The 22,093-nt window shown below is 65.6% G+C and carries 25 protein-coding genes and 1 tRNA gene; 8 read left to right on the forward strand and 18 right to left on the reverse strand.

The genetic code is table 11. The features are described from left to right. Positions 1-18: 18 nt before the first annotated feature. The 11 genes from KF892_06000 to tsaD form a co-directional block, all read right to left on the reverse strand. On the reverse strand, positions 19-615 hold the full coding sequence (locus KF892_06000) for an NADH-quinone oxidoreductase subunit C (protein ID MBX3624546.1): 597 nt from the start codon (positions 613-615) through the stop codon (positions 19-21). 8 nt (positions 616-623) lie between these two features. Next, on the reverse strand, positions 624-1,100 hold the full coding sequence (locus tag KF892_06005; protein ID MBX3624547.1) for an NADH-quinone oxidoreductase subunit B: 477 nt from the start codon (positions 1,098-1,100) through the stop codon (positions 624-626). A 15-nt stretch (positions 1,101-1,115) separates the two neighbouring features. Continuing rightward, entirely contained in the window at positions 1,116-1,475 is a 360-nt protein-coding gene (locus tag KF892_06010; protein MBX3624548.1) for an NADH-quinone oxidoreductase subunit A, read from the reverse strand. A 58-nt stretch (positions 1,476-1,533) separates the two neighbouring features. Beyond that, positions 1,534-1,618, reverse strand: a tRNA-Leu gene (locus tag KF892_06015). Between the two features lie 161 nt (positions 1,619-1,779). Further along, on the reverse strand, positions 1,780-2,190 hold the full coding sequence (gene secG, locus KF892_06020; protein MBX3624549.1) for a preprotein translocase subunit SecG: 411 nt from the start codon (positions 2,188-2,190) through the stop codon (positions 1,780-1,782). A gap of 38 nt (positions 2,191-2,228) precedes the next feature. Beyond that, the gene (gene tpiA / locus KF892_06025; protein MBX3624550.1) at positions 2,229-2,969 is read right to left on the reverse strand and encodes a triose-phosphate isomerase; all 741 of its coding nucleotides are present in this window, start codon (positions 2,967-2,969) and stop codon (positions 2,229-2,231) included. A 19-nt stretch (positions 2,970-2,988) separates the two neighbouring features. After that, entirely contained in the window at positions 2,989-3,975 is a 987-nt protein-coding gene (locus KF892_06030; GenBank protein MBX3624551.1) for an NAD(P)H-quinone oxidoreductase, read from the reverse strand. Positions 3,976-4,017: 42 nt separating this feature from the next. Then, positions 4,018-6,138: a polyribonucleotide nucleotidyltransferase gene (gene pnp / locus KF892_06035; protein ID MBX3624552.1), complete on the reverse strand. Its 2,121-nt coding sequence runs from the start codon at positions 6,136-6,138 to the stop codon at positions 4,018-4,020. A gap of 203 nt (positions 6,139-6,341) precedes the next feature. Further along, positions 6,342-6,611, reverse strand: coding sequence for a 30S ribosomal protein S15 (gene rpsO / locus KF892_06040; GenBank protein MBX3624553.1), 270 nt, complete (start codon positions 6,609-6,611; stop codon positions 6,342-6,344). A 148-nt stretch (positions 6,612-6,759) separates the two neighbouring features. Then, positions 6,760-7,911 carry a pyridoxal phosphate-dependent aminotransferase gene (locus KF892_06045; protein ID MBX3624554.1) on the reverse strand — a complete coding sequence of 384 codons (1,152 nt, stop codon included), beginning with the start codon at positions 7,909-7,911 and terminating at the stop codon, positions 6,760-6,762. Then, positions 7,908-8,939, reverse strand: coding sequence for a tRNA (adenosine(37)-N6)-threonylcarbamoyltransferase complex transferase subunit TsaD (tsaD, locus tag KF892_06050; protein ID MBX3624555.1), 1,032 nt, complete (start codon positions 8,937-8,939; stop codon positions 7,908-7,910). Before tsaD ends, KF892_06045 begins: the two co-directional genes overlap by 4 nt. A gap of 202 nt (positions 8,940-9,141) precedes the next feature. Between tsaD and KF892_06055 the strand changes: the two genes are divergently transcribed. The 8 genes from KF892_06055 (at position 9,142) to KF892_06090 (ending at position 16,492) form a co-directional block, all read left to right on the forward strand. Beyond that, positions 9,142-9,429, forward strand: a complete 288-nt coding sequence (locus KF892_06055; GenBank protein ID MBX3624556.1) for a hypothetical protein — start codon at positions 9,142-9,144, stop codon at positions 9,427-9,429. An 80-nt stretch (positions 9,430-9,509) separates the two neighbouring features. Further along, positions 9,510-10,160, forward strand: coding sequence for an ANTAR domain-containing protein (locus tag KF892_06060; GenBank protein ID MBX3624557.1), 651 nt, complete (start codon positions 9,510-9,512; stop codon positions 10,158-10,160). A 267-nt stretch (positions 10,161-10,427) separates the two neighbouring features. Next, positions 10,428-11,675, forward strand: coding sequence for an ABC transporter substrate-binding protein (locus KF892_06065; protein MBX3624558.1), 1,248 nt, complete (start codon positions 10,428-10,430; stop codon positions 11,673-11,675). Between the two features lie 27 nt (positions 11,676-11,702). Then, on the forward strand, positions 11,703-12,602 hold the full coding sequence (gene ntrB, locus KF892_06070; protein MBX3624559.1) for a nitrate ABC transporter permease: 900 nt from the start codon (positions 11,703-11,705) through the stop codon (positions 12,600-12,602). 22 nt (positions 12,603-12,624) lie between these two features. Beyond that, complete coding sequence (locus tag KF892_06075) at positions 12,625-13,425, forward strand: ABC transporter ATP-binding protein (GenBank protein MBX3624560.1); 801 nt, start codon at positions 12,625-12,627, stop codon at positions 13,423-13,425. A 96-nt stretch (positions 13,426-13,521) separates the two neighbouring features. Further along, positions 13,522-15,666, forward strand: coding sequence for a type IV pili methyl-accepting chemotaxis transducer N-terminal domain-containing protein (locus tag KF892_06080; protein ID MBX3624561.1), 2,145 nt, complete (start codon positions 13,522-13,524; stop codon positions 15,664-15,666). Continuing rightward, positions 15,663-16,037: a response regulator gene (locus tag KF892_06085; protein ID MBX3624562.1), complete on the forward strand. Its 375-nt coding sequence runs from the start codon at positions 15,663-15,665 to the stop codon at positions 16,035-16,037. Before KF892_06080 ends, KF892_06085 begins: the two co-directional genes overlap by 4 nt. After that, positions 16,034-16,492, forward strand: coding sequence for a chemotaxis protein CheX (locus tag KF892_06090; protein ID MBX3624563.1), 459 nt, complete (start codon positions 16,034-16,036; stop codon positions 16,490-16,492). The genes KF892_06085 and KF892_06090 overlap by 4 nt, the downstream gene beginning before the upstream one ends. Positions 16,493-16,629: 137 nt before the next feature. Here KF892_06090 and fdx read toward each other — a convergent pair whose 3' ends face one another. From fdx to KF892_06125, 7 genes are all read right to left on the reverse strand, one after another. Continuing rightward, positions 16,630-16,968 (reverse strand): ISC system 2Fe-2S type ferredoxin, encoded by a 339-nt coding sequence (gene fdx / locus KF892_06095; GenBank protein ID MBX3624564.1) that lies wholly within the window; start codon positions 16,966-16,968, stop codon positions 16,630-16,632. Between the two features lie 2 nt (positions 16,969-16,970). Next, entirely contained in the window at positions 16,971-18,827 is a 1,857-nt protein-coding gene (hscA, locus tag KF892_06100; protein MBX3624565.1) for a Fe-S protein assembly chaperone HscA, read from the reverse strand. Between the two features lie 4 nt (positions 18,828-18,831). Then, positions 18,832-19,350 carry a Fe-S protein assembly co-chaperone HscB gene (hscB, locus tag KF892_06105; protein MBX3624566.1) on the reverse strand — a complete coding sequence of 173 codons (519 nt, stop codon included), beginning with the start codon at positions 19,348-19,350 and terminating at the stop codon, positions 18,832-18,834. Positions 19,351-19,432: 82 nt separating this feature from the next. Beyond that, positions 19,433-19,756: an iron-sulfur cluster assembly protein IscA gene (gene iscA / locus KF892_06110; GenBank protein MBX3624567.1), complete on the reverse strand. Its 324-nt coding sequence runs from the start codon at positions 19,754-19,756 to the stop codon at positions 19,433-19,435. Positions 19,757-19,758: 2 nt separating this feature from the next. Next, entirely contained in the window at positions 19,759-20,145 is a 387-nt protein-coding gene (iscU, locus tag KF892_06115) for a Fe-S cluster assembly scaffold IscU (protein ID MBX3624568.1), read from the reverse strand. Positions 20,146-20,178: 33 nt separating this feature from the next. Continuing rightward, complete coding sequence (locus KF892_06120; GenBank protein ID MBX3624569.1) at positions 20,179-21,393, reverse strand: IscS subfamily cysteine desulfurase; 1,215 nt, start codon at positions 21,391-21,393, stop codon at positions 20,179-20,181. A gap of 28 nt (positions 21,394-21,421) precedes the next feature. Next, complete coding sequence (locus KF892_06125) at positions 21,422-21,955, reverse strand: Fe-S cluster assembly transcription factor (GenBank protein ID MBX3624570.1); 534 nt, start codon at positions 21,953-21,955, stop codon at positions 21,422-21,424. Positions 21,956-22,093 lie beyond the last annotated feature (138 nt).

Consider the following 22,093-nt stretch of genomic DNA (forward strand, 5'->3'; position numbering starts at 1 on the left):
GTGTGTTGATCGCTGCGCTCAGTGAAGGCCGCCGTAGTTGTCTTCGCGGATGATGCGCGGCGTGATCTCGCGCGGCTCGATGGTCACCGGCTGGTAGATCACGCGCTTCTGCTCGGGGTCGTAGCGCATCTCGACATGACCGCTGACCGGGAAGTCCTTGCGGAACGGGTGGCCGATGAAGCCGTAGTCGGTGAGGATGCGGCGCAGGTCGAGGTGGCCCTCGAAGAGGATGCCGTAGAGGTCGAAGGCCTCACGCTCGAACCAGTTGGCCGAGTTCCAGACCGGCGTGAGCGCGGCCACCGATGGCAGGTCATCATCGGGGCAGAACACCTTCAGACGCACACGCCAGTTGTGGCGTACCGACAGCAGGTGCGAGACGACGGCGAAGCGGGGACCATCGCGCGGCCCATCTTTGTACGAAGAGTAGTCGACACCACAGAGGTCAACCAATTGCTCGAAGTACAGCGTGCCGTCGTCGCGCAGCCGGGTCGCGACGTCGAGGTAGTTGGCAGCAGAAACAGTGATCGTGATCTCGCCACGGTCACGAACGAGGGATTTGATCTTGTCGCCGAACGCGCCTTCGAGCGCGGCCTGGAGTGTGTCGAGTCTGCTCATGTGCTGCTTCAGCGGGCGATCGTGTTTTCGCGACGGATCTTCGTCTGCAGCTGCAGGATGCCGTAGAGCAGCGCTTCCGCAGTGGGCGGGCAACCCGGCACATAGACGTCGACCGGTACGATGCGGTCGCAGCCACGCACGACGGAATAGCTGTAGTGGTAGTAGCCGCCGCCGTTCGCACAGGAACCCATCGAGAGCACCCAGCGCGGCTCGGCCATTTGGTCGTACACCTTGCGCAGCGCCGGCGCCATCTTGTTGCACAGCGTGCCGGCCACGATCATCAGATCGCTCTGGCGCGGGCTGGGGCGGAACAACATGCCGAAGCGGTCGATGTCGTAGCGGGCCGCGCCCGCGTGCATCATCTCCACGGCACAGCACGCCAAGCCAAAGGTCATGGGCCACAGTGAGCCCGTCTTCGACCAGTTGACGAGAGCGTCGACGCTGGTGGTGATGAAGCCTTCCTTGAGAACGCCTTCGATACCCACGGTACTACCTCGCAATCATTCCCAGTCCAGGGCGCCTTTTTTCCACTCGTAGGCGAAACCCACGACGAGGATGCCGAGGAACAACATCATGGCCCAGAAGCCGGCAGCGCCAATTTCGTGCAACGACACGGCCCAGGGAAAGAGGAAAGCAATTTCCAGGTCAAAGAGGATGAAGAGGATGGCCACCAGGTAGTAGCGCACGTCGAACTTCATCCGGGCGTCTTCAAACGCCTCGAAACCGCATTCGTAAGGGGAGTTCTTGGCGGCGTCAGGACGACGCGGCCCGAAGAGGAAACCCAGCACCTGGGGCGCCACACCGACCGCCACACCTACCAGGATGAACAAGATCACAGGAAGGTAGGGGCCGAGGTTCATGGTGGCGTCAGGCTGCTGAATCCGGCAAGGCGCCGGGTAGGTGCCTTGCCGATAGATCTGGTGCCGACGGCGAGACTCGAACTCGCACAGCTTTCGCCACTACCCCCTCAAGATAGCGTGTCTACCAATTTCACCACGTCGGCCTAACGGGTCTGCCGTTCAACTTCCAGCAACGGCGCCTGGATTGCATGAGGAGTTGCTCACCAGACAGCCCGCAATTCTAACCTCAAACACCACGCAATCTCACTGCTGCAGTTTTACCTACAGCGTGATTTGACGCCGGGCAAACGCCCGGCGCGTCACATCACTTGTCGACCGGGATCTGCGCCGGGCCTGACGCCACGGGAGCAGGGGCCGATGCGGCAGGCGCAGCGCCGGGAATGACCGAGCCTGCGGGCGCACTCGCCACTGCGCTGGCGGCGGCAGGCGCCGCACCTGCGCGGTCAAGCACGCTGTTGCCGGTGCTCGACGCCGAGCGACCACTGGAGTAGTACGTCAGGGCAAGCGTGCAGCAGAAGAAGACCGCGGCACAGACGGCCGTCGAGCGCGAGAGAAAGTTGGCGCTGCCCGTGGCACCGAAAAGGCTGCCCGACGAACCACTGCCGAAGGACGCGCCCATGTCCGCACCCTTGCCGTGCTGGATCAGCACCAATCCGATCATCGTCAGCGCTGCGAGGATCTGCACCACCAACACGACATTCATCAACACTTGCATTGCTACGAGCTCCTGGTTTTGTTCTTGAAGGCCGGCGCTCAGGCGGCGGCTTTGCAGATGGCGGCGAAATCGGCAGCCTTCAGCGACGCACCGCCGATCAGGCCACCGTCGATGTCGCCTTGCGCGAACAGCTGCTTGGCGTTGTCGGCCTTCACGCTGCCGCCATAGAGGATCAACATTTCCCCCGACTTCTCCGTGGCCGCATGCAGCTGCGCACGCAGCACGGCGTGCACAGCCTGGGCCTGCTCGGGCGTCGCCGTCTTGCCCGTGCCGATGGCCCACACCGGCTCATAGGCCACGACCACCTGCGAGATGCAGTGGCCAAGCGTGTGGATCACCGCCGACAGCTGGCGCTTGACGACCGCGTCGGTCTGCCCTGCTTCGCGCTCGGCGAGGGTTTCGCCCACGCACACAATCGGCGTCAGCTTGTGGGCCAGCGCGATCTTGGCCTTGTCGGCCACCAACTGGTCGGACTCGCCATGCAGCGCACGACGCTCCGAGTGCCCGACGATCACAAAGTGGCAGCCGAACTCGGCCAGCATGCCAGCCGACACCTCGCCGGTGTAAGCCCCCGACTCATGAGACGAGCAGTCTTGCGCGCCCCACTGCATGCGGCTGCCCTGCAACGACAGCGCCGTGTCGGCGAGATAAGGAAACGGCACGCACACCGCGACCGCCGCATCCCACGGCTCGGCTTCCTTCAATGCGGCCAGCAACTCGGCGTTGGCCACGCGACCGCCATTCATCTTCCAGTTGCCAACCACCAGTTTGCGACGCATCAGTTCAGTTCCTAGAGGTTCACCACGTGAGCACGATCTTGCCGATGTGCTCGTTCGATTCCATCAATGCGTGGGCCTGAGCCGCCTGCTCGGCCGGGAAGGTCTTGAAGATCACCGGCTTGACAGCACCCGACACCAGCCACGGCCACACCTTCGCGCGAAGCGCCTGTGCTATCGCCGCCTTGAACGCCACCGGGCGCGGACGCAGCGTCGAGCCGGTGACGGTGAGGCGCTTGCGCATCACGACACCTGCATCGATGCGCGCATCCACACCGCCTTGCACGGCGATGATCACCAGCCGGCCATCCTCGGCAAGGCAGCTCAGCTCACGTGCCACGTACTCACCGGCCACCATGTCGAGCACGACATCGACGCCGCGCTTGTCGGTGATGCGCGCCACTTCCGCCGCGAAATCCTGGCTGCGGTAGTTGATCGCGTGGTCGGCGCCCAGCGAACGGCAGGCGTCGCACTTTTCATCGGACCCGGCCGTCGCGATCGCCGTCGCACCCGCCGCCTTGGCGAGCTGAATGGCCGTCACACCGATGCCACTTGTGCCACCTTGCACGAGGAAGGTCTCGCCCGCTTGCAGGCCGCCACGATCGAACACGTTGGACCAGACGGTGAAGAAGGTCTCGGGCAAGCTCGCAGCTTCGACATCGCTCAATGCACCCGGAACCGGCAGGCACTGCCCGACAGGTGCGACGCACTGCTCGGCGTAACCGCCACCCGCCACCAGAGCGCAGACCCGGTCGCCCGGTTTGAACCCAGCCGCACGCATGGCCTCACGGTCGCCATCGATGATGACGCCCGCAACCTCGAGCCCCGGCAGGTCTGACGCCCCGGGAGGCACCGGGTAGTGCCCTTTGCGCTGGAGCACGTCGGGCCGGTTGACGCCCGAGGCGCTGACGCGAATCAGCACCTCGCCCGCACCCGCGGAAGGCGTGGGGCGCTCAGCCGGCCGCAGCACGTCCGGCTTGCCGTAGGACGAGATTTCGATGGCTTTCATGGCGCAACGATTCGCTGGGCGGCAACTCGCCGCCCGGCTGCATCACTCCTGCGTGGCAGACGCCTGCGGCTCGCGCTCGATCAGCGCCTTCATCGACAGCTTGACGCGGCCCTTCTCGTCGGTCTCGAGCACCTTGACCTTGACGATCTGGCCTTCCTTCAGGAAGTCGGTGACCTTCTCGACGCGCTGGTGCGCGATCTGGCTGATGTGCAGCAGGCCGTCCTTGCCCGGGAGCAGGTTCACGAGCGCACCGAACTCGAGAATCTTGGTGACCGGGCCTTCGTAGACCTTGCCCACTTCGACCTCGGCGGTGATCTCCTCGATGCGCTTCTTGGCGTAGGCTGCCTTGTCGGCGTCGGCCGAAGCGATGGTGATGGTGCCGTCTTCGCCGATGTCGATCGTGGTGCCGGTCTCTTCGGTCAGGGCGCGGATGGTGGCGCCGCCCTTGCCGATCACGTCACGGATCTTCTCGGGGTTGATCTTCATCGTGTACAGGCGCGGCGCGAACTGCGACACCTCGGCCTTGGCCTCGCCCATCGCTTCGGTCATCTTGCCGAGGATGTGCAGGCGGGCTTCCTTGGCTTGCGCCAGCGCGACCTGCATGATTTCCTTGGTGATGCCTTGGATCTTGATGTCCATCTGCAGGGCGGTCACGCCAGCGGTCGTGCCGGCGACCTTGAAGTCCATGTCGCCCAGGTGATCTTCATCGCCCAGGATGTCGGTCAGCACCGCGAAACGGTTGCCGTCCTTGATCAGGCCCATGGCGATGCCGGCCACGTGCGCCTTGAGGGGCACGCCAGCGTCCATCAGTGCGAGGCAGCCGCCGCACACCGAAGCCATCGACGAAGAGCCGTTCGACTCGGTGATTTCGGACACCACGCGCATCGAGTACGGAAACTCGACACGGTCCGGCAGCACGGCGACGAGCGCGCGCTTGGCCAGGCGGCCGTGGCCGATTTCGCGGCGCTTCGGCGAGCCCACACGGCCGGTTTCGCCGGTGGCGAACGGGGGCATGTTGTAGTGGAGCATGAAGTGCTCGCTGAACTCGCCTGCGAGCGCATCGATCTTCTGCGAGTCGCGGTCGGTGCCGAGCGTGGCGGCGACCAGCGCCTGCGTCTCACCGCGGGTGAAGAGCGCCGAACCGTGCACGCGCGGCAGTACGCCATTGCGGATCTCGATCGGGCGCACGGTGCGGGTGTCGCGGCCGTCGATGCGGGGCTCGCCCGACAGGATCTGGCTGCGCACGATGCGGGCTTCGATCTCGAACAAGATCGTCTCGACCTTCACCTTGTCATAAGCGGCGCCTTCCGCGTCCAGGGCGGCGAACACGTCGGCCGTGGCCTGGCGGGTGGCTTGCGTGCGTGCCTGCTTGGAGCGGATCTGGTAGGCGGCGCGCAGCTTCTCTTCGGCCAGCGTGGTGACCTTGCCGATGAAGGCTTCATCCTTCGCGGGCGGCTGCCAGTCCCAGGCGGGCTTGCCGGCGTCACGCACCAGCTCGTTGATCGCGGCGATGGCAATGTTGCCTTGTTCGTGGCCGAAGACCACGCCGCCGAGCATCACTTCTTCGCTCAGCTGCTGGGCTTCGGATTCGACCATCAGCACCGCGGCCTGCGTGCCGGCGACGACCAGGTCCATCTGCGAGTCGAGGAGCTGGGTCTTGCCGGGGTTCAGCACGTACTGGCCGTTGATGTAGCCCACGCGTGCGGCGCCGATCGGGCCGTTGAACGGGATGCCCGAGATCGCCAGCGCGGCGCTCGCGCCGATCAGCGACGGGATGTCGGCCGAAACTTCGGGGTTCAGCGACAGGACGTGGATCACGACCTGCACTTCGTTGTAGAAGCCGTCCGGGAACAGCGGGCGCAGCGGGCGGTCGATCAGGCGCGAGGTCAGCGTCTCGAGTTCGCTCGGGCGGCCTTCACGCTTGAAGAAGCTGCCGGGGATCTTGCCGGCGGCGTAGGTCTTTTCGAGGTAGTCGACGGTCAGGGGGAAGAAGTCCTGGCCCGGCTTGGCGTTCTTGGCGCCCACCACGGTGGCGAGTACCACGGTGTCTTCCACATCAACCAGCACTGCGCCTGAAGCCTGGCGGGCGATCTCGCCCGTTTCCAGCTTCACGGTGTGCTGGCCCCATTGGAAGGTCTTGGTGACTTTGTTGAACATGCTCATGTGTCTCTCCTATTGCTTGTCAGCGCCTTGCGGGCGGCGCCTTCTGCCCGGAGCACAACAACCTGGCGCGATGCCATTCCAGCGGGGCTCGGCTTCGATGAAGCGCCGGTGGAATGACACATCGTCATCAGTGGCTGTCGGTCTCCAAATGCAAAGAGCCTGTGCTGGCAGGTCCAGACAGGCTCTTCACTTTTCGCTTCGGCTTACTTGCGCAGACCGAGCTTCTGGATCAGAGCGGTGTAGCGCTCTGCGTCCTTGTTCTTGAGGTAAGCCAAAAGGCTCTTGCGGGTGTTGACCATCTTCAGGAGGCCGCGGCGACCGTGGTGATCCTTCAGGTGGGTCTTGAAGTGGGGGGTCAGCTCGTTGATGCGAGCGGTCAGCAGCGCGACTTGGACTTCGGGGGAGCCGGTATCGGCGGCACTGCGGGCATTGGCCTTGACGATTTCGGCCTTGTTCAGATCAGCGACAGACATGTCAGTTTCCAGAAAAATCCGGTCGCCGGCGCCTGCTTGTGATGGCGCTGCGGTTTCCGGTGTTGCGACTTGCGGTGGCGGGAGAAACCTTCCCGCGCCGTGCTAGGTGCTCAAGCCACCGGCGGACCGGCGGCGCAAAGCCCGTCGATTATAGCCGAAGGGCGTCGGCCAGCCGGGCCACCCCTTGTATGAGCCGGGACGAGTCGCGGGCGGCGAAGCACCAGCGCAGCCAACCTTCGGCCTCGTCGCCGAACGCCGAGCCGGGCGCCAGCCCGAGGCCGTGACGCTCCACCAGCCGCTTGGCGAACGCCAGGGAGTCGTTCTCCCCGTCGACGCGGAAGAAGGCGTACATCCCGCCCCGGGGCAAGGCCACGGTGACACCCGGGAGCGCGGCCAGACGCGGAACCAGCGTGTCGCGGCAGGCCCGAAGCCGGCTGACGAGCCCGGGCACCGACTCGCCCGCCTCCGACAGGGCCGCCAAACCACCCTTCTGCACGAACACCGGCGCGCAAGAGGTGTTGAACTCGATCAGCTTCGCCACTTCGCCCGACAGCCCCGCTGGCAGCACCAGCCAGCCCAGGCGCCAGCCGGTCATGAGGAAGCTCTTGGAGAAGCTGTGCGCGACGATCAGCCGGTCGGTCGGGTCGGCGATGTCGAGGAAGCTGGGGGCCGCCCGGTGGCCAGGCTCGAAATAGAGCCGCTCGTAGACCTCGTCGGCCACGATCCAGGTGCCCGTCTGGCGGCAGCGCTCAAGGATGGCCCGCTGCTCGTCGGGCGTCAGCGTCCAGCCCGTCGGGTTGTTGGGCGCGTTCAGGATCACCGCGCGCGTGCTCGGGGTGATGGCCTCCAGCAGCGCCTGCAGGTCGAGCACCCAGGCGCCCTCGCGCACGTTGAGCGACACCCGCTTCACCTGTGCGCCGAGGATCACCGGCTGCGCCGTCACGTTGGGCCACACCGGCACCACGGCCACCACGTCGTGACCCGGCTCCAGGATCAGTTGAGCCGCGATCATCAGTGCGCTCACACCGGAAGACGTGACCGCGATGCGCTCCACTTCGACCGGCCGGTGCAGGCCGCTCGTGTAGGCGCTCAAGGCCTCGCGCAGCGCCGGCAGCCCGAGGTTGTGCGAATAGAAGGTTTCGCCTGCCTGCAGGGACGCAATCGCCGCATCGCGCGCCAGGCTGGGCGTGACCTCGTCGCTCTCGCCGAACCAGAACGCCAGCACGTCGCTGCGGCCGAGGCCGGCGTTGGCGACTTCGCGGATCTTGGAGGCCGGCAGGCCGGCAATCGCTTGCCTCATACCGACGACAAGTCCCAGCGTGGCTGCACGTCGAAGCCGTACTCCTCGCGCGGCTGCGCCAACCCGCGCTGCAGGCGCATCGCCGCGGCGAGCGCGATCATGGCGCCGTTGTCGGTGCACAGCGCTAGTTCCGGGTAATGCACCTTCACGCCCCGCTTGGTGCAGGCCGCGTTGAGCTGCTCGCGCAAGCGCGCGTTGGCCCCCACCCCACCAGCGACCACCAGGCGCTTCAGGCCGGTCTGCTTCAGCGCCGCCAGCGACTTCTTCACCAGCACGTCGACGATCGCCTGCTGGGTCGAGGCCGCGAGATGGGCCTTGTCCTGCTCGCAGACGTTGGAGCCGAGCTTGAGAACCTGAGTGCGCACAGCGGTCTTCAGGCCGGCAAACGAGAAATCGAGGTTGCCGCTGTGCAGCAGCGGGCGCGGCAGCTCGAAGGCATCGGCGCTGCCGAATTCCGCCAACCGCGCCAACGCCGGCCCACCGGGGTAGCCGAGGCCCAGCATCTTGGCCGACTTGTCGAAGGCTTCACCCGCCGCGTCGTCGATGGTCTCGCCGAGCAATTCATAACTGCCGACGTCATCGACCCGCATCAGCTGCGTGTGCCCACCCGACACCAGCAAGGCCACGAACGGGAACTCGGGCGGGTCGGCGGCCAGGAACGGAGACAGCAGATGCCCCTCCAGGTGATGCACCCCCACCACCGGCTTGCCCAGCGCCGCCGCCAGCGCACAGGCCACACCCGCCCCCACCAGCAGCGCACCGGCGAGCCCCGGGCCGCGGGTATAGGCCACCACGTCGATGTCTTGCAAGCGCTGGCCCGACTCGGCCAGCACATGCCCGGTCAGCGGCAGCACCCGCCGGATGTGGTCACGCGAGGCCAGCTCTGGCACCACGCCGCCGTAGGCCTGGTGCATGTCGATCTGGCTGTGCAGCGCCTGGGCCAGCAGCCTCGGCACGCCATGCGTATCGGCATCGACCAAGGCCACACCTGTTTCGTCGCACGACGACTCGACCCCCAGTACGTTCATCCGAAAGAGTGTACCGAGCGCAACACTTCGTCCTCGAAAGCCTGTGGATCCCTACAGCTGCGCATCGGTGTTTTCCCGTGAACGCCGCCCGAAGGCCCCAAGACCTACTTCCCGTGCACCAGGGTGGCGCTCTACCCTGCGCGTCCCGGCCCGAAACCTGCGTTCGCCGGGGAACAAATATGAGAGTCGTTGGGGGATCCACATGAAGGAATACCGTCTCCTGGCCTGGGCCGAGCTGCCCGCGCCGTACCACCGCATTGCCTACCGGCGCATGCTGACCGACCTGTCGCACCGCTACATGACGCTCGCCCAGCTGGTCTCGGCCAGCGGCCTCAAGCGCCAGGAAGTACGCGAGTTCCTTGACATGCTGGAGGCGCGCGACCTGCTCATCGACCGCGAAGGCTTCGCCAACGACTCGGTCTTCGGCTCGCTGCGCCCGCTGGGCGGCTGGATCCGCAAAGCGCTCAACGCCTCGGCCACCGACCGCTGAGCGCTGCCAACTCCATCACGAAGCCCGCCCCCTACGCGGGCTTTTTGCTTTCTGGCGTGGATGTTGCTCACCCGTGCACCATGAAAGCGCCCCTGCGCCCCACCATTCCGTCGACCACCTTGCGCATCGTGATCGTGGCGCCTGACCTCGCGCCCGATGCATCCGACCCCGAAGCCGGCACCGAGGCGGAACGTTCGCGCGCGCTGCGCATCGGCCTGCTGGAGCATGGCTACAACATCGTGGCCGTGCTGCCGGCCGACGTCTTCCTGCCCGACCGCCTGGCGCAGATCGCGCCCGACATGATCATCGTCGACGCCGAGAGCCAAGCGCGCGACACGCTGGAGCACGTGGTGATGGCCACGCGCGAGGAGCGCCGCCCGATCGTGCTCTTCACCAACGACGACGACACCACGCACGTCGGCGCGGCCATCGCGGCGGGCGTGACCGCCTATGTGGTGGCAGGCCTCGCGCCCGAACGCGTCAAGCCCGTGCTCGACGTGGCCATGGCGCGTTTCCAGCACGAAGAAGGGCTTCGCCGCGAGTTGGCCGACGCACGCACCGAGTTGTCGGACCGCAAACTGATCGACCGCGCCAAGGCACTGCTCATCCGCCACCACGGCCTGAGCGAAGAAGAGGCGTATGCGAGGTTGCGACGCACCGCAATGGAGAAGCGCCTGAAGCTCGCCGACGTGGCGCAGCGCCTCATTGATGTGAGCGACCTGCTCGGCTGAGGTGCGACACCGGCGTTCGCACACCGCCTTGGTGCAATGCAACACCACAAACCTCACGAACGGCCCTGGCACGGCCCTTGCGAATTGAAGGGCAGAAGGTCAACGGCGATCTTCTGAAGACATCGACAACGCACCAATGACGGTGCCTTGCCGACAGGACGATGGCGTCCCCACGCGCTGGGCTAACCCCCAGCAAGTGCGGACGCCTTTTTGTTTTTCCGCTTTAGTTGCTTCGTCATTCACTCACTCACGCACCGAGACCACGCCATGACCATCGATCGAAAGGCACTCATGAGCCGCCGCACCCTCATCAAAGCCGCTGCCGCCACAAGCGCTACGGGCCTTGTTCCCGGACTCAATACCGCCGTCTATGCCGCGGGCTCCGACAAGCCCGAGAAGGAAGAAGTCAAGATCGGCTTCATCCCGCTGACCGACTGCGCCTCGGTCGTGATGGCCTCCGTGCTCGGCTTCGACAAGAAATACGGCGTCAAGATCATCCCGACGAAAGAGGCCTCGTGGGCCGGCGTGCGCGACAAGCTCGTCAACGGCGAGCTCGACATGGCCCACGTGCTCTACGGCCTGGTCTACGGCGTGCACCTCGGCATCGCCGGCCCCAAGAAAGACATGGCCGTGCTGATGAGCCTCAACAACAACGGCCAGGCGATCAGCCTGTCGAAGGCGCTGGCCGACAAAGGCGCGGTCGACGGGCCTTCGCTCGCCAAGCTGATGGCCAAGGAGAAGCGCGAATACACCTTCGCCGGCACCTTCCCGACCGGCACCCACGCGATGTGGATGCACTACTGGCTCGCGGCCGCCGGCATCAACCCCCTGAGCGGCGCCAAGCTCATCACCGTGCCGCCGCCCCAGATGGTGGCCAACATGCGGGTGGGCAACATGGACGGCTTCTGCGTCGGCGAGCCGTGGAACCACCGGGCCATCATGGACGGCATCGGCATCACCGCCAACACCACGCAGGACATCTGGAAAGACCATCCCGAAAAGACGCTCGGCACCACCGCCGACTTCGTCAAGAAGCACCCCAATACCTGCCGCGCCGTGATGATGGCCGTGCTCGAAGCCAGCCGCTGGATCGACGCCAGCCTGCAGAACAAGATGAAGATGGCCGAGACGGTGGCCGAGAAGTCGTACATCAACACGGGCGTCGATGCGATCAACCAGCGCATCCTGGGCCGCTATCAGAACGGCATGGGCAAGACCTGGGACGACCCCAACCACATGAAGTTCTTCAACGACGGCGCGGTCAACTTCCCGTACCTCAGCGACGGCATGTGGTTCCTCACGCAGCACAAGCGCTGGGGCCTGATCAAGGAGCACCCCGACTATCTGACGGTCGCGAAGCAGGTCAACCAGATCGACCTCTACAAGTCGGTCGCCTCGGCGATGAAGATCAACGTGCCCAAGGACGTGATGCGCACCAGCAAGCTGATCGACGGCGTGGTGTGGGACGGCAAGGACCCGAAGAAATACGCCGACGGTTTTGCCATCAAGGCTTGACGACGACATCCACCCAAGGAGTACCCCATGGTCAGTGCAGTCTTCCACTCCCCGCTCGGTACCTCGAAAGAGGCTTCCACGAAATCGGCAGCCCCTGCTGCCGCGCCCGTGAAGGCCGAGCCCGCGGCCCCGGCCGTGCCCAAGGTGCCGCGCGACTGGTCGGCCCTCTGGCTCAAGGTGCTGCCGCCCCTCATCGGCATCGCCTTGCTCGTGGGCATCTGGCACCTGCTCACGATGAAGGGCGGCAACTTCCCGACGCCAGGCGCCACCTTCGATGAAGCGGTCAAGGTCTTCAGCGACCCGTTCTACAGCAAGGGCCCGAACGACCAGGGCATCGGCTGGAACATCCTCTTCTCGCTGCAGCGGGTCGCGGTGGGCTTCGGGCTGGCAGCACTCGTGGGCATTCCGATGGGTTTCATGATCGGCCGCTTCGCCTTCCTGTCGAACATGGTGTCGCCGCTGATCAGCCTGCTGCGCCCCGTGTCGCCGCTGGCGTGGCTGCCGATCGGCCTGCTCGTCTTCAAGGCCGCCAACCCGGCCGCCATCTGGACGATCTTCATCTGCTCCATCTGGCCGATGATCATCAACACCGCCGTGGGCGTGCAGCGCGTGCCGAGCGACTACTTGAACGTGGCGCGCGTATTGAACCTTTCGGAGTGGAAGGTGATCACGCAGATCCTCTTCCCCGCGGTGCTGCCCTACATGCTGACCGGCGTGCGCCTCTCGGTGGGCACGGCCTGGCTCGTGATCGTGGCGGCCGAGATGCTGACCGGCGGCGTGGGCATCGGCTTCTGGGTGTGGGACGAGTGGAACAACCTCAACGTCACGCACATCCTGATCGCCATCTTCGTGATCGGCATCGTGGGCCTGTTGCTCGAATGGGCGCTGATCTCGATCGCCAAGAAGTTCACCTACGCCGAAACCTGATCCTCGACCGGAGCCCCACACCATGAAGAACTTCATTCAAGTGCAACAGGCCGAGATGGTGTTCAACACCAAGAAGGGCCGCTTCCATGCGCTGCGCGACATCAACCTCGACGTGGCGCAGGGCGAGTTCGTCACGCTCATCGGCCACTCGGGCTGCGGCAAGTCGACGCTGCTCAACCTGATCGCTGGCCTCACGCTGCCGTCGAGCGGCGCGCTGCTGTGCGACAACCGAGAGATCGCCGCGCCCGGCCCCGAGCGGGCAGTGGTGTTCCAGAACCACTCGCTGCTGCCCTGGCTCACCTGCTTTGAAAACGTGCACCTCGCGGTAGAGCGCGTCTTCGGCGGCAAGGAGAGCAAGGCCCAGTTGAAGCAGCGCACCCTCGCGGCACTCGATCTCGTCAACATGGGGCATGCGGTGACCAAGCGGCCACACGAGATCTCGGGCGGCATGAAACAGCGTGTGGGCATCGCCCGGGCGCTGGCGATGGAGCCCAAGGTCCTGCTGATGGACGAGCCCTTCGGCGCCCTCGACGCCCTCACCCGCGCCCACCTGCAAGACGAGCTGCTGAAGATCGTGGCCCGCACCAAGAGCACCGTGGTGATGGTGACGCACGATGTGGACGAAGCCGTGCTGCTGTCCGACCGCATCGTGATGATGACCAACGGCCCGGCCGCGACCATCGGCGAGATCCTCTCGATCGACCTGCCGCGCCCGCGCAACCGCGTGGACCTGGCCGAAGACACGCGCTACGTGCACTACCGCAAGGAAGTGCTCGACTTCCTGTACACACGCCACGGCCACGTGGAAAAAGCGGCCGCCTGAGCCGCGAGTCGTTGGGGCAAGCGCCGCAGGCGGGAAGGCCTGCGGCTTGCTTGCGAATACACCGTCACACGCATGACGCGTGATTGAGGAGGACCCATGTCATCACCCGGCGCGCCCGGTCTTGCGATCTCCCCTGCCCTTCCATCCGCCCCACCGCTGCTGCGACGCACCGGCCGCAAGGTGCAGCTCAACCTGGGCAAGTACCGCGAGATCATCATCGCGGTCGCCTTCTTCCTGCTCTTCGACCTGGCCGTGCTGGTCTTGAACTTCTACGTGTCGTTCCAGATCGCCGAAGACGCCGTGTCCATCAACCTCGCCGGCCGGCAGCGCATGCTGTCGCAGCGCATGTCGAAGGCGCTTTACGCGAGCGAGCTGGCCTCCGCCAGCGGCCCCGCTCCGTCGAGCCTGCTCGACGAATTGCACAACGCGAGCCGGCTCTTCGACAACACGCTGCAGGGCTTTCGCAACGGCGCGCAGGTGACCGGCGGCGACGGCCGGCCGGTGTTCCTGCCCGCCGCCTCGGGCCCCAAGAGCGCCGACATCCTGACGCGCGCCGTGGCCATCTGGGAGCCCTGGCGCCGCCAGATGGACCTGCTGCGGGAGTCGGGCAGTGCCTCGCACGCGGCCTACGTGAAGGCCGCGGCCGACTACGCCCGCGCCAACAACCTCGCGCTGCTGGGCATGATGAACGAGCTGACCACCGACCTGGAAGCTGCCGCCTCGCAACGCGCCTCGGTGCTGCGCATGGTGCAAACAGGTGGCATCGTGCTCGCGCTGCTGAACTTCCTCTTCATTCTCTTCAAGTTCATCCGGCGCCTGCGACTGTCCGACGCGGCCGTGGAGCAGGCGAGCGGCGAGACGCAGGAGATCCTCTCCGTCGTGCGCGAAGGCCTCTTCCTGCTCACCCCCCAGATGACGCTCGGTACGCAGATCTCGCACTCGGTGAGCGCCATGTTCGGCCGCTCCGCCCAGGCTGGCGACAACTTCATCCTGCTGCTCTCGCCGCTGGTGTCGCCCAAGACGCTGGAAGACGCCCGCGGCTACATCGAGCTGCTCTTCACGCCGCACGTGAAGGAAGACCTGGTGCAGAGCATCAACCCGCTCACCGAGGTGGAGCTGACGCAGACCGATTCGCTCGGCCAGAAGCGGCAGCGTTTCCTCTCGATGCAGTTCAGCCGCGTGGTGGAAGACAGGATCGTCAAGCACCTGCTCGTGACCGTGCAAGACGTGACGCCGCGCATCGAGCTCGAACGCAAACTCGAAGGCGAGCAGAAGCGGGCCCAGCGCGAGTTCGACCTCCTGGTGCAGGCCTTCGAAGCCGACCCCGCCGCGCTGGCCGCCTTCGTCGACCGCGCCGAGGCCAGCCTGCTCGAAGTCAACGACCTGCTGCGCCAGGTCGACGCCAGCTCCGACGGCAAGCAACTGCGCCGCTCCGTCGACCGCATCTACCGCCACGTCCACGCCATCAAGGGCGAGGCCTCGATGCTCTCGCTGGAGCTGCTGGCGAGCACGGCACACGAGTTCGAGTCACAGCTGCAGCCACTGCGCGAAGCGGCCACGATGAGCGGCGAAGCCCTGCTCGCCTTGCCCCTGCCGCTGGAAGAGCTGCTGACGCGCCTGCAGGCGCTGAAGCGCTCGGTGCTGCGCGATCGGCACCGCCTGCCTACGGTGGCGCCGCAGCCGGGGGTCGATGCCCTCGGCGCGCAGCTCAGCGCGCTCGTCGATCGCATTGGCCAAGACACCGACAAGCCCGCCCGCCTCAACGCCAAGCTCGATGCCATCACCGAACTGCCGACCCGCGTGCGCGACGCGCTGACGCAGATCGCGGTGCAGCTGGTGCGCAACGCCGTGGTGCACGGCGTGGAAGACGCCGCCACGCGCGAGGCCCGAGGCAAGCCGGTGCGGGCGCGCATCGACGTCGAGGTGGCCCGAGACGAAAACGACCAGGTGCACCTGCTGGTGCGCGACGACGGCGGCGGCCTCAACCCCGAGCGCGTGCGGCAGCGCCTGCTCGCACTCGGCTGGTTCAACGAAACCCAGCTCGCCGAGATGAGCGTGTCACAGATCGTGGCGCAGGTGTTCAAACCTGGGTTCAGCACCGCTGAGGCGGCGGGTGAGCACGCTGGCCGAGGGGTGGGGCTCGACATCGTGGCCCATGAAGTGCGCCGGCTGGGGGCGCGACTGCTCGTCTCGAGCCGATCCCAGGAAGGTACGACCTTCCGTGTGAGGCTGGCGACGTGAAGCTGCTCGTCGTCGACGACTCGAACATGGTGCGCTCGCGCATCGCCCGCGTCGTGCAAAGCGGTGCACTGGGCGACGTGACGCTGCTCGGCCTGGCCCGCAACGGCGAAGAGGCCTTGCGCGCGGCACGCACCGCCCCGCCCGATGTCGTCACCATGGACCTCACCATGCCTGAGATGGACGGGCTCGAGTGCATCCCGGTGTTGCTCGCCATGCACCCACGCACGCGCATCCTCGTGATCAGCGCGCTCGACGACAAGTCGACCGCGATCCGCGCCCTGCGGCTGGGAGCGCACGGCTTCCTGCCCAAGCCCTTCACCGATGACGGCCTGCAACTCGCCCTCAAGGGGCTTTTCGAGCATCACCTATGAGCGCATTGAAAGAATCCGACCTGCGCCTGTTCGTCGATTCGGTGCGGCGCTATTTCGATGTCACGAGCCGCATCGAGCCGGAGATCACCTCGGCCTACCTGGGCGTCGATGCGATGCCGGGGCACGACTTCAACGGCATCGTGAGCTTCTCTGGCCGCTACCGCGGGCAGGTGGTGGTCTCACTCCCGGCGGCGGCGCTGAAGGAGTTGCTGCTGATCCAGCGCGAGACCGATCTCTCGCAGGCCAGCCTGCTCGATGCGGTGGGTGAGATCGCCAACACGCTGGCCGGCAATGCTCGGCGCTCACTGGGCAAGGACCTGGAGATTTCCGTCCCCAAGGTCGTGCACGGCAAGCCGTCCGACGGCACCCGCACGCGCAAGCACCCCTACGTCATCACCTTTCGCTGGAACCGCTACCCGGGCGTCGTGTGCGTCGACCTGGCCGAAGCAGCGTGAAGCGCTGAAGACAGGCACGGCACTTGCGAGCTGAGAGACTGCAGGTGCTCATCGCCTGCCTTCTGTCTCCTCAGTAGGGCTAGAGCCCTTTCCCCCACCCTCTGGCCCGTGCGGTCAGAGGGTTCTTTTCTTTGGGCTCAGTGCTTCTCTTTGGCGTGGTTGATCGAGTACTTCGGAATCTCGATCGTCACGTCTTGCTGCGCCAGGATCGCCTGGCAGGACAAGCGTGAGTTGGGCTCCAGGCCCCAGGCGCGGTCGAGCAGGTCTTCTTCCGCTTCGTCCATCTCGCCCAGCGAGTTGAAGCCCTCGCGCACGATCACATGGCACGTGGTGCAGGCGCAGCTCAGGTCGCAGGCGTGCTCGATCTCGATGTTGTTGTCGAGCAAGGCTTCGCAGATGGAGGTGCCGGTTGGCGCTTCGATGCTGGCGCCCTTGGGGCAGTACTCGGGGTGGGGGAGGATTTTGATAACTGGCATGGTCAGACTTCTTCCACCTTGCGGCCGGCGAGGGCCTGGCGGATGCCGCGGTTCATGCGCTCGGCCGCAAAGGCTTCGGTGCCTTTGGCGAGCGCTTCCACGGCGGTGTCGATGGCGGCGTGGTCGTCGCCTTGGCGAGTTTGGTCGAGCGCCTGCATGAGCGCGTCAATCTCGGTGCGCGATGTGGCGTCGAGCAGGTCGCCGTCGGCTTGCAGCGCCGACGCCGTGGCCAGCAGCATGCGCTCGGCCTCGACACGCGATTCGCGCAGGCTGCGGGCCTTCATGTCGGACTCGGCGGTGGTGAAGCTTTCGGTCAGCATGCGCGCCACTTCGTCGTCGGTCAGGCCATAGCTCGGCTTGACGTTGATCGAGGCCTGCACCCCCGACCCTTCTTCACGCGCGCTCACCGCCAGCAGGCCGTCGGCGTCGACCTGGAAGCTCACGCGGATGCGCGCTGCACCCGCGACCATCGGCGGGATGCCTCGCAGCTCGAAGCGTGCGAGCGAGCGGCAATCGCTCACGAGTTCACGCTCGCCCTGCACCACGTGGATGGCCATCGCGGTCTGGCCGTCCTTGAAAGTGGTGAAGTCTTGCGCCCGGGCGGTGGGGATGGTGCTGTTGCGCGGGATGATGCGTTCGACCAGCCCACCCATCGTCTCGAGGCCGAGCGAGAGCGGGATCACGTCGAGCAGCAGCAGCTCGTCGGCCCCTGTGTTGCCGGCCAGGGCATTCGCCTGGACCGCGGCGCCCAGCGCCACGACTTCATCGGGATTGAGGTTGGTCAGCGGGGCCTTGCCAAAGAACTCGGCGACGGCCGCCTGTACCTGCGGCATGCGGGTGGAGCCGCCGACCATCACGACGCCCTGCACCTCGTCCTTGGCCGCCTTGGCGTCGCGCAGCACCTTGCGCAAGGCAGCGATGGTGCGGCCGACCAGCTCGGCGCCCAGCTGGTGGAATTCATCGCGCGTCACGCGCACCGAGAGCTCGCCTTCGGCCAGCGGACAGGCGAGCGTGGCGTGGTCGGTGCTGGAGAGCTTCTCCTTCGCCGCACGGGCCGCCACCATCACGGCGCGCTTGTCTTGCGGCGTCGTCGCACGCAGGCCGCTCTTCATCAGGGCCCAATCGGCGAGCAGGCGGTCGAAGTCGTCGCCGCCGAGTGCCGAATCGCCCCCGGTCGCCACCACCTCGAACACACCTGCGCTCAAGCGCAGCAGAGAGACGTCGAAGGTGCCACCGCCGAGGTCGTACACCGCGTACAGCCCCTCGCTGCCGTTCTCGAGCCCGTAGGCGATGGCGGCCGCGGTGGGCTCGTTGATGAGGCGCAGCACGTTGAGGCCGGCGAGTTGCGCGGCATCTTTCGTGGCCTGACGCTGGGCGTCGTCGAAGTACGCGGGCACCGTGATCACGGCCCCGAAGATCTCGTCGTCGAAGCTGTCTTCCGCACGCTGGCGCAGCGTGGCGAGGATCTCGGCCGACACTTCGACCGGCGACTTCACGCCGGCCACCGTGTTCAGCTGCACCATGCCCGGCGCATCGACGAAGTCATACGGCAACTTCTCGCGCTGGGCAATGTCGGCGAGGCCGCGGCCCATGAAACGCTTGACCGAGACGATGGTGTTCGCCGGGTCGACCGCCGCTTCGGCATGGGCATCATGGCCAATCTGGCGGCGCGTCTTGTCGAGGTAGCGCACCACCGACGGCAGGATCACGCGGCCCTGCGCATCGGGCAGGCACTCGGGCACGCCGTGGCGCACGGCGGCCACGAGCGAGTGCGTGGTGCCGAGGTCGATGCCTACCGCGATGCGCCGCTGGTGCGGGTCCGGGCTTTCGCCCGGCTCTGAAATCTGAAGCAAAGCCATGTCGTTATTGTCCCAGCGCTTCCAGGCGCTGATCGATGTCGTCGGCAAAGCGCTCGACGAACATGAGGGCTCTGACCTGCTCGGCTGCCGCCTCGAAATCGCCTTGCTCGTCGCAGGTGCGCGCCAGCCGTTCGAGCGCGTCGCGGCGATGGGTGTTGACGCTGTCGGCCAGCGCCTCCACGTCGCTCAGCAACGTGGCCTCTTCGAGCGCTTCACGCCATTCCATCTGCTGCATGAGAAACCCCGTGGGCATGGACGTGTTGCTCTCGCTGTGCACCGGCACGCCGTGCAGCTCGCACAGGTAGGCGGCACGCTTGATCGGGTCTTTCAGGCGCTGGTAAGCCTCGTTCACGCGCACGGCCCATTGCATCGCCACACGCTTGGCCGCCGAGCCCTCGGCCGCGAACTTGTCGGGGTGCACCTGCGCCTGCAGTTCGCGCCAACGGGCATCGAGGGTGGCGCGCTCCTGATGGTGCCGCCGCGGCAGGCCGAACAGGGCGAAATCATCGTCGTCCAGCTTCACGGCACGCTCGCTTCACAGATGACAAAAGAACCAGACAAAACAAAGGCGCGACAACGCCGCGCCTGTGGCACACCCGCCGGGCTCAGACCCGGAACGATTCACCGCACCCGCAACGATCCTTCTCGCGCGGGTTGTGGAACTTGAAGCCTTCGTTGAGGCCCTCACGCACGAAGTCGAGCTCGGTGCCGTCGAGGTAAGGCAAGCTTTTGGGATCGATCAGCACCTTCACGCCGTGGCCTTCGAAGACGATGTCTTCTGGCGCCACGTCATCGGCGTATTCGAGCTTGTAGGCCAAGCCCGAGCAGCCGGTGGTCTTGACGCCCAGGCGCACACCGACACCCTTGCCCCGTTTGGTGAGATAGCGCGTCACATGGCGTGCCGCTGCTTCCGTCAGCGTGACCGCCATCATCAATGCGCCTTCTTCGCCTTGTAGTCGTTGACCGCAGCCTTGATCGCGTCCTCGGCCAGGATCGAGCAGTGGATCTTCACCGGCGGAAGCGCCAGCTCTTCAGCGATCTGCGTGTTCTTGATGGTCAGCGCCTCGTCGAGCGACTTGCCCTTGACCCACTCGGTGACGAGCGAACTCGACGCGATGGCCGAGCCGCAGCCATAGGTCTTGAACTTCGCGTCTTCGATCAGGCCCGTCGCCGGGTTCACCTTGATCTGCAGCTTCATCACGTCGCCGCACGCCGGGGCGCCGACCATGCCGGTGCCCACGCTCTCGTCACCCTTTTCGAACGAACCCACGTTGCGGGGGTTCTCATAGTGGTCTACGACCTTTTCGCTGTATGCCATGTCAGTACTCCAGAATCCTTCGTGCGCCGGTGGTCAGTGAGCAGCCCATTGGATGGTGCTCAGGTCGATGCCGTCCTTGTGCATCTCCCACAGCGGCGACAGCTCGCGCAACTTGGCCACGCGGTCCTTCAGCGTGTTGATCACGTAGTCGATCTCGTCGACGGTCGTGAAGCGACCGATGGTCATGCGCAGCGACGAGTGCGCGAGCTCATCGCTGCGGCCGAGCGCACGCAGCACGTAGCTCGGCTCCAGGCTCGCCGAGGTGCAGGCGGAGCCCGACGACACCGCGATGCCCTTGATGCCCATGATCAAAGACTCGCCCTCGACGAAGTTGAACGACATGTTCAGGTTGTGCGGCACACGCTGCGTCGGGTGGCCATTCAGGAAGGTCTGCTCGATGTCGGACAGGCCCTTCATCAGCCGGTCGTGCAGCATGCGGATGCGCTCGCTCTCCACACCCATCTCTTCGCGGGCGATGCGAAACGCTTCACCCATGCCGACGATCTGGTGCGTGGGCAGCGTGCCTGAGCGCATGCCGCGCTCGTGGCCACCGCCGTGCATCTGCGCTTCGATGCGCACACGGGGTTTGCGGCGCACGTAAAGCGCGCCGATGCCCTTGGGGCCATAAGTCTTGTGCGAAGCCAGGCTCATCAGGTCGATGGGCAGCTTGGCGAGGTCGATCTCGACCTTGCCAGTGGCCTGCGCCGCGTCGACGTGGAAGATGATCCCGCGCTCACGGCACATCGCGCCGATCGCGGCGACGTCTTGAATGACGCCGATCTCGTTGTTCACGTACATCACCGACACGAGGATGGTGTCGGCGCGCATCGCGTCCTTGAGCTTGTCGAGGTCGAGCAGGCCGTCTTCCTGCACGTCGAGGTAGGTCACCTCAAAGCCCTGGCGCTCCAGTTCGCGCATGGTGTCGAGCACGGCCTTGTGCTCGGTCTTGACGGTGATGAGGTGCTTGCCGCGCGTCTTGTAGAACTGCGCGGCACCCTTCAAGGCCAGGTTGTTGGACTCGGTGGCCCCAGAGGTCCAGATGATCTCGCGGGGGTCGGCCCCAATCAGCGCCGCCACCTGTTCGCGGGCCTTCTCCACCGCCGCCTCGGCTTCCCAACCCCACGCATGGCTGCGCGATGCCGGGTTGCCGAAATGTTCGCGCAACCACGGAATCATCGCGTCCACCACGCGCTGGTCACACGGCGTGGTGGCGCCGTAGTCCATGTAGATCGGGAAATGCTGGGTCATGTCCATGACGAAAGGCGAGAGAGACGGTTTACTTGCTCAGGGCGCCGCCCAGCGCGAAGACCGAATTGGGGGCGGTGATCTTGATCGGCTTGACGACCGGCTGCGTGGAGATGGCGCGCTTGACGGGGTGCTCTTCGATCGACACACCCTTGGCGAGTTGCTCTTCCACGAGCTTGCGCAGCGAGATGGAATCGAGGTACTCGATCATCTTGGCGTTGAGGCTGGACCACAGGTCGTGCGTCATGCAGCGGCCGGCGTCGTCGCCCATGCAGTTTTCCTTGCCGCCGCAGCCGGTGGCGTCAATCGGCTCGTCGACGGCGACGATGATGTCGGCCACGGTGATCTCGTCGGACTTGCGGCCGAGTGAATAGCCGCCGCCAGGGCCACGGGTGCTTTCCACGAGCTCATGGCGGCGAAGCTTGCCGAACAGCTGCTCGAGGTAAGACAGAGAAATTTGCTGGCGAGCGCTGATGGCAGCCAGCGCAACGGGGCCGGTGTTCTCGCGCAGGGCGAGATCGATCATGGCGGTAACGGCAAAACGGCCTTTGGTGGTCAGTCGCATGAAATCCTCCTGGTGCCGGTGACAGCACGATTAGTCAATGAAAGCGATCAATGGTGGCTTCACGCTCGCAAGCACCGCCCTCATGGGGCGGGTTAACCCGCGGATTAATCCGACAGGTTTACTCAAGTATATATGAAA

This window comes from Rhizobacter sp., assembly GCA_019635355.1.
Taxonomy (GTDB): domain Bacteria; phylum Pseudomonadota; class Gammaproteobacteria; order Burkholderiales; family Burkholderiaceae_C; genus Rhizobacter.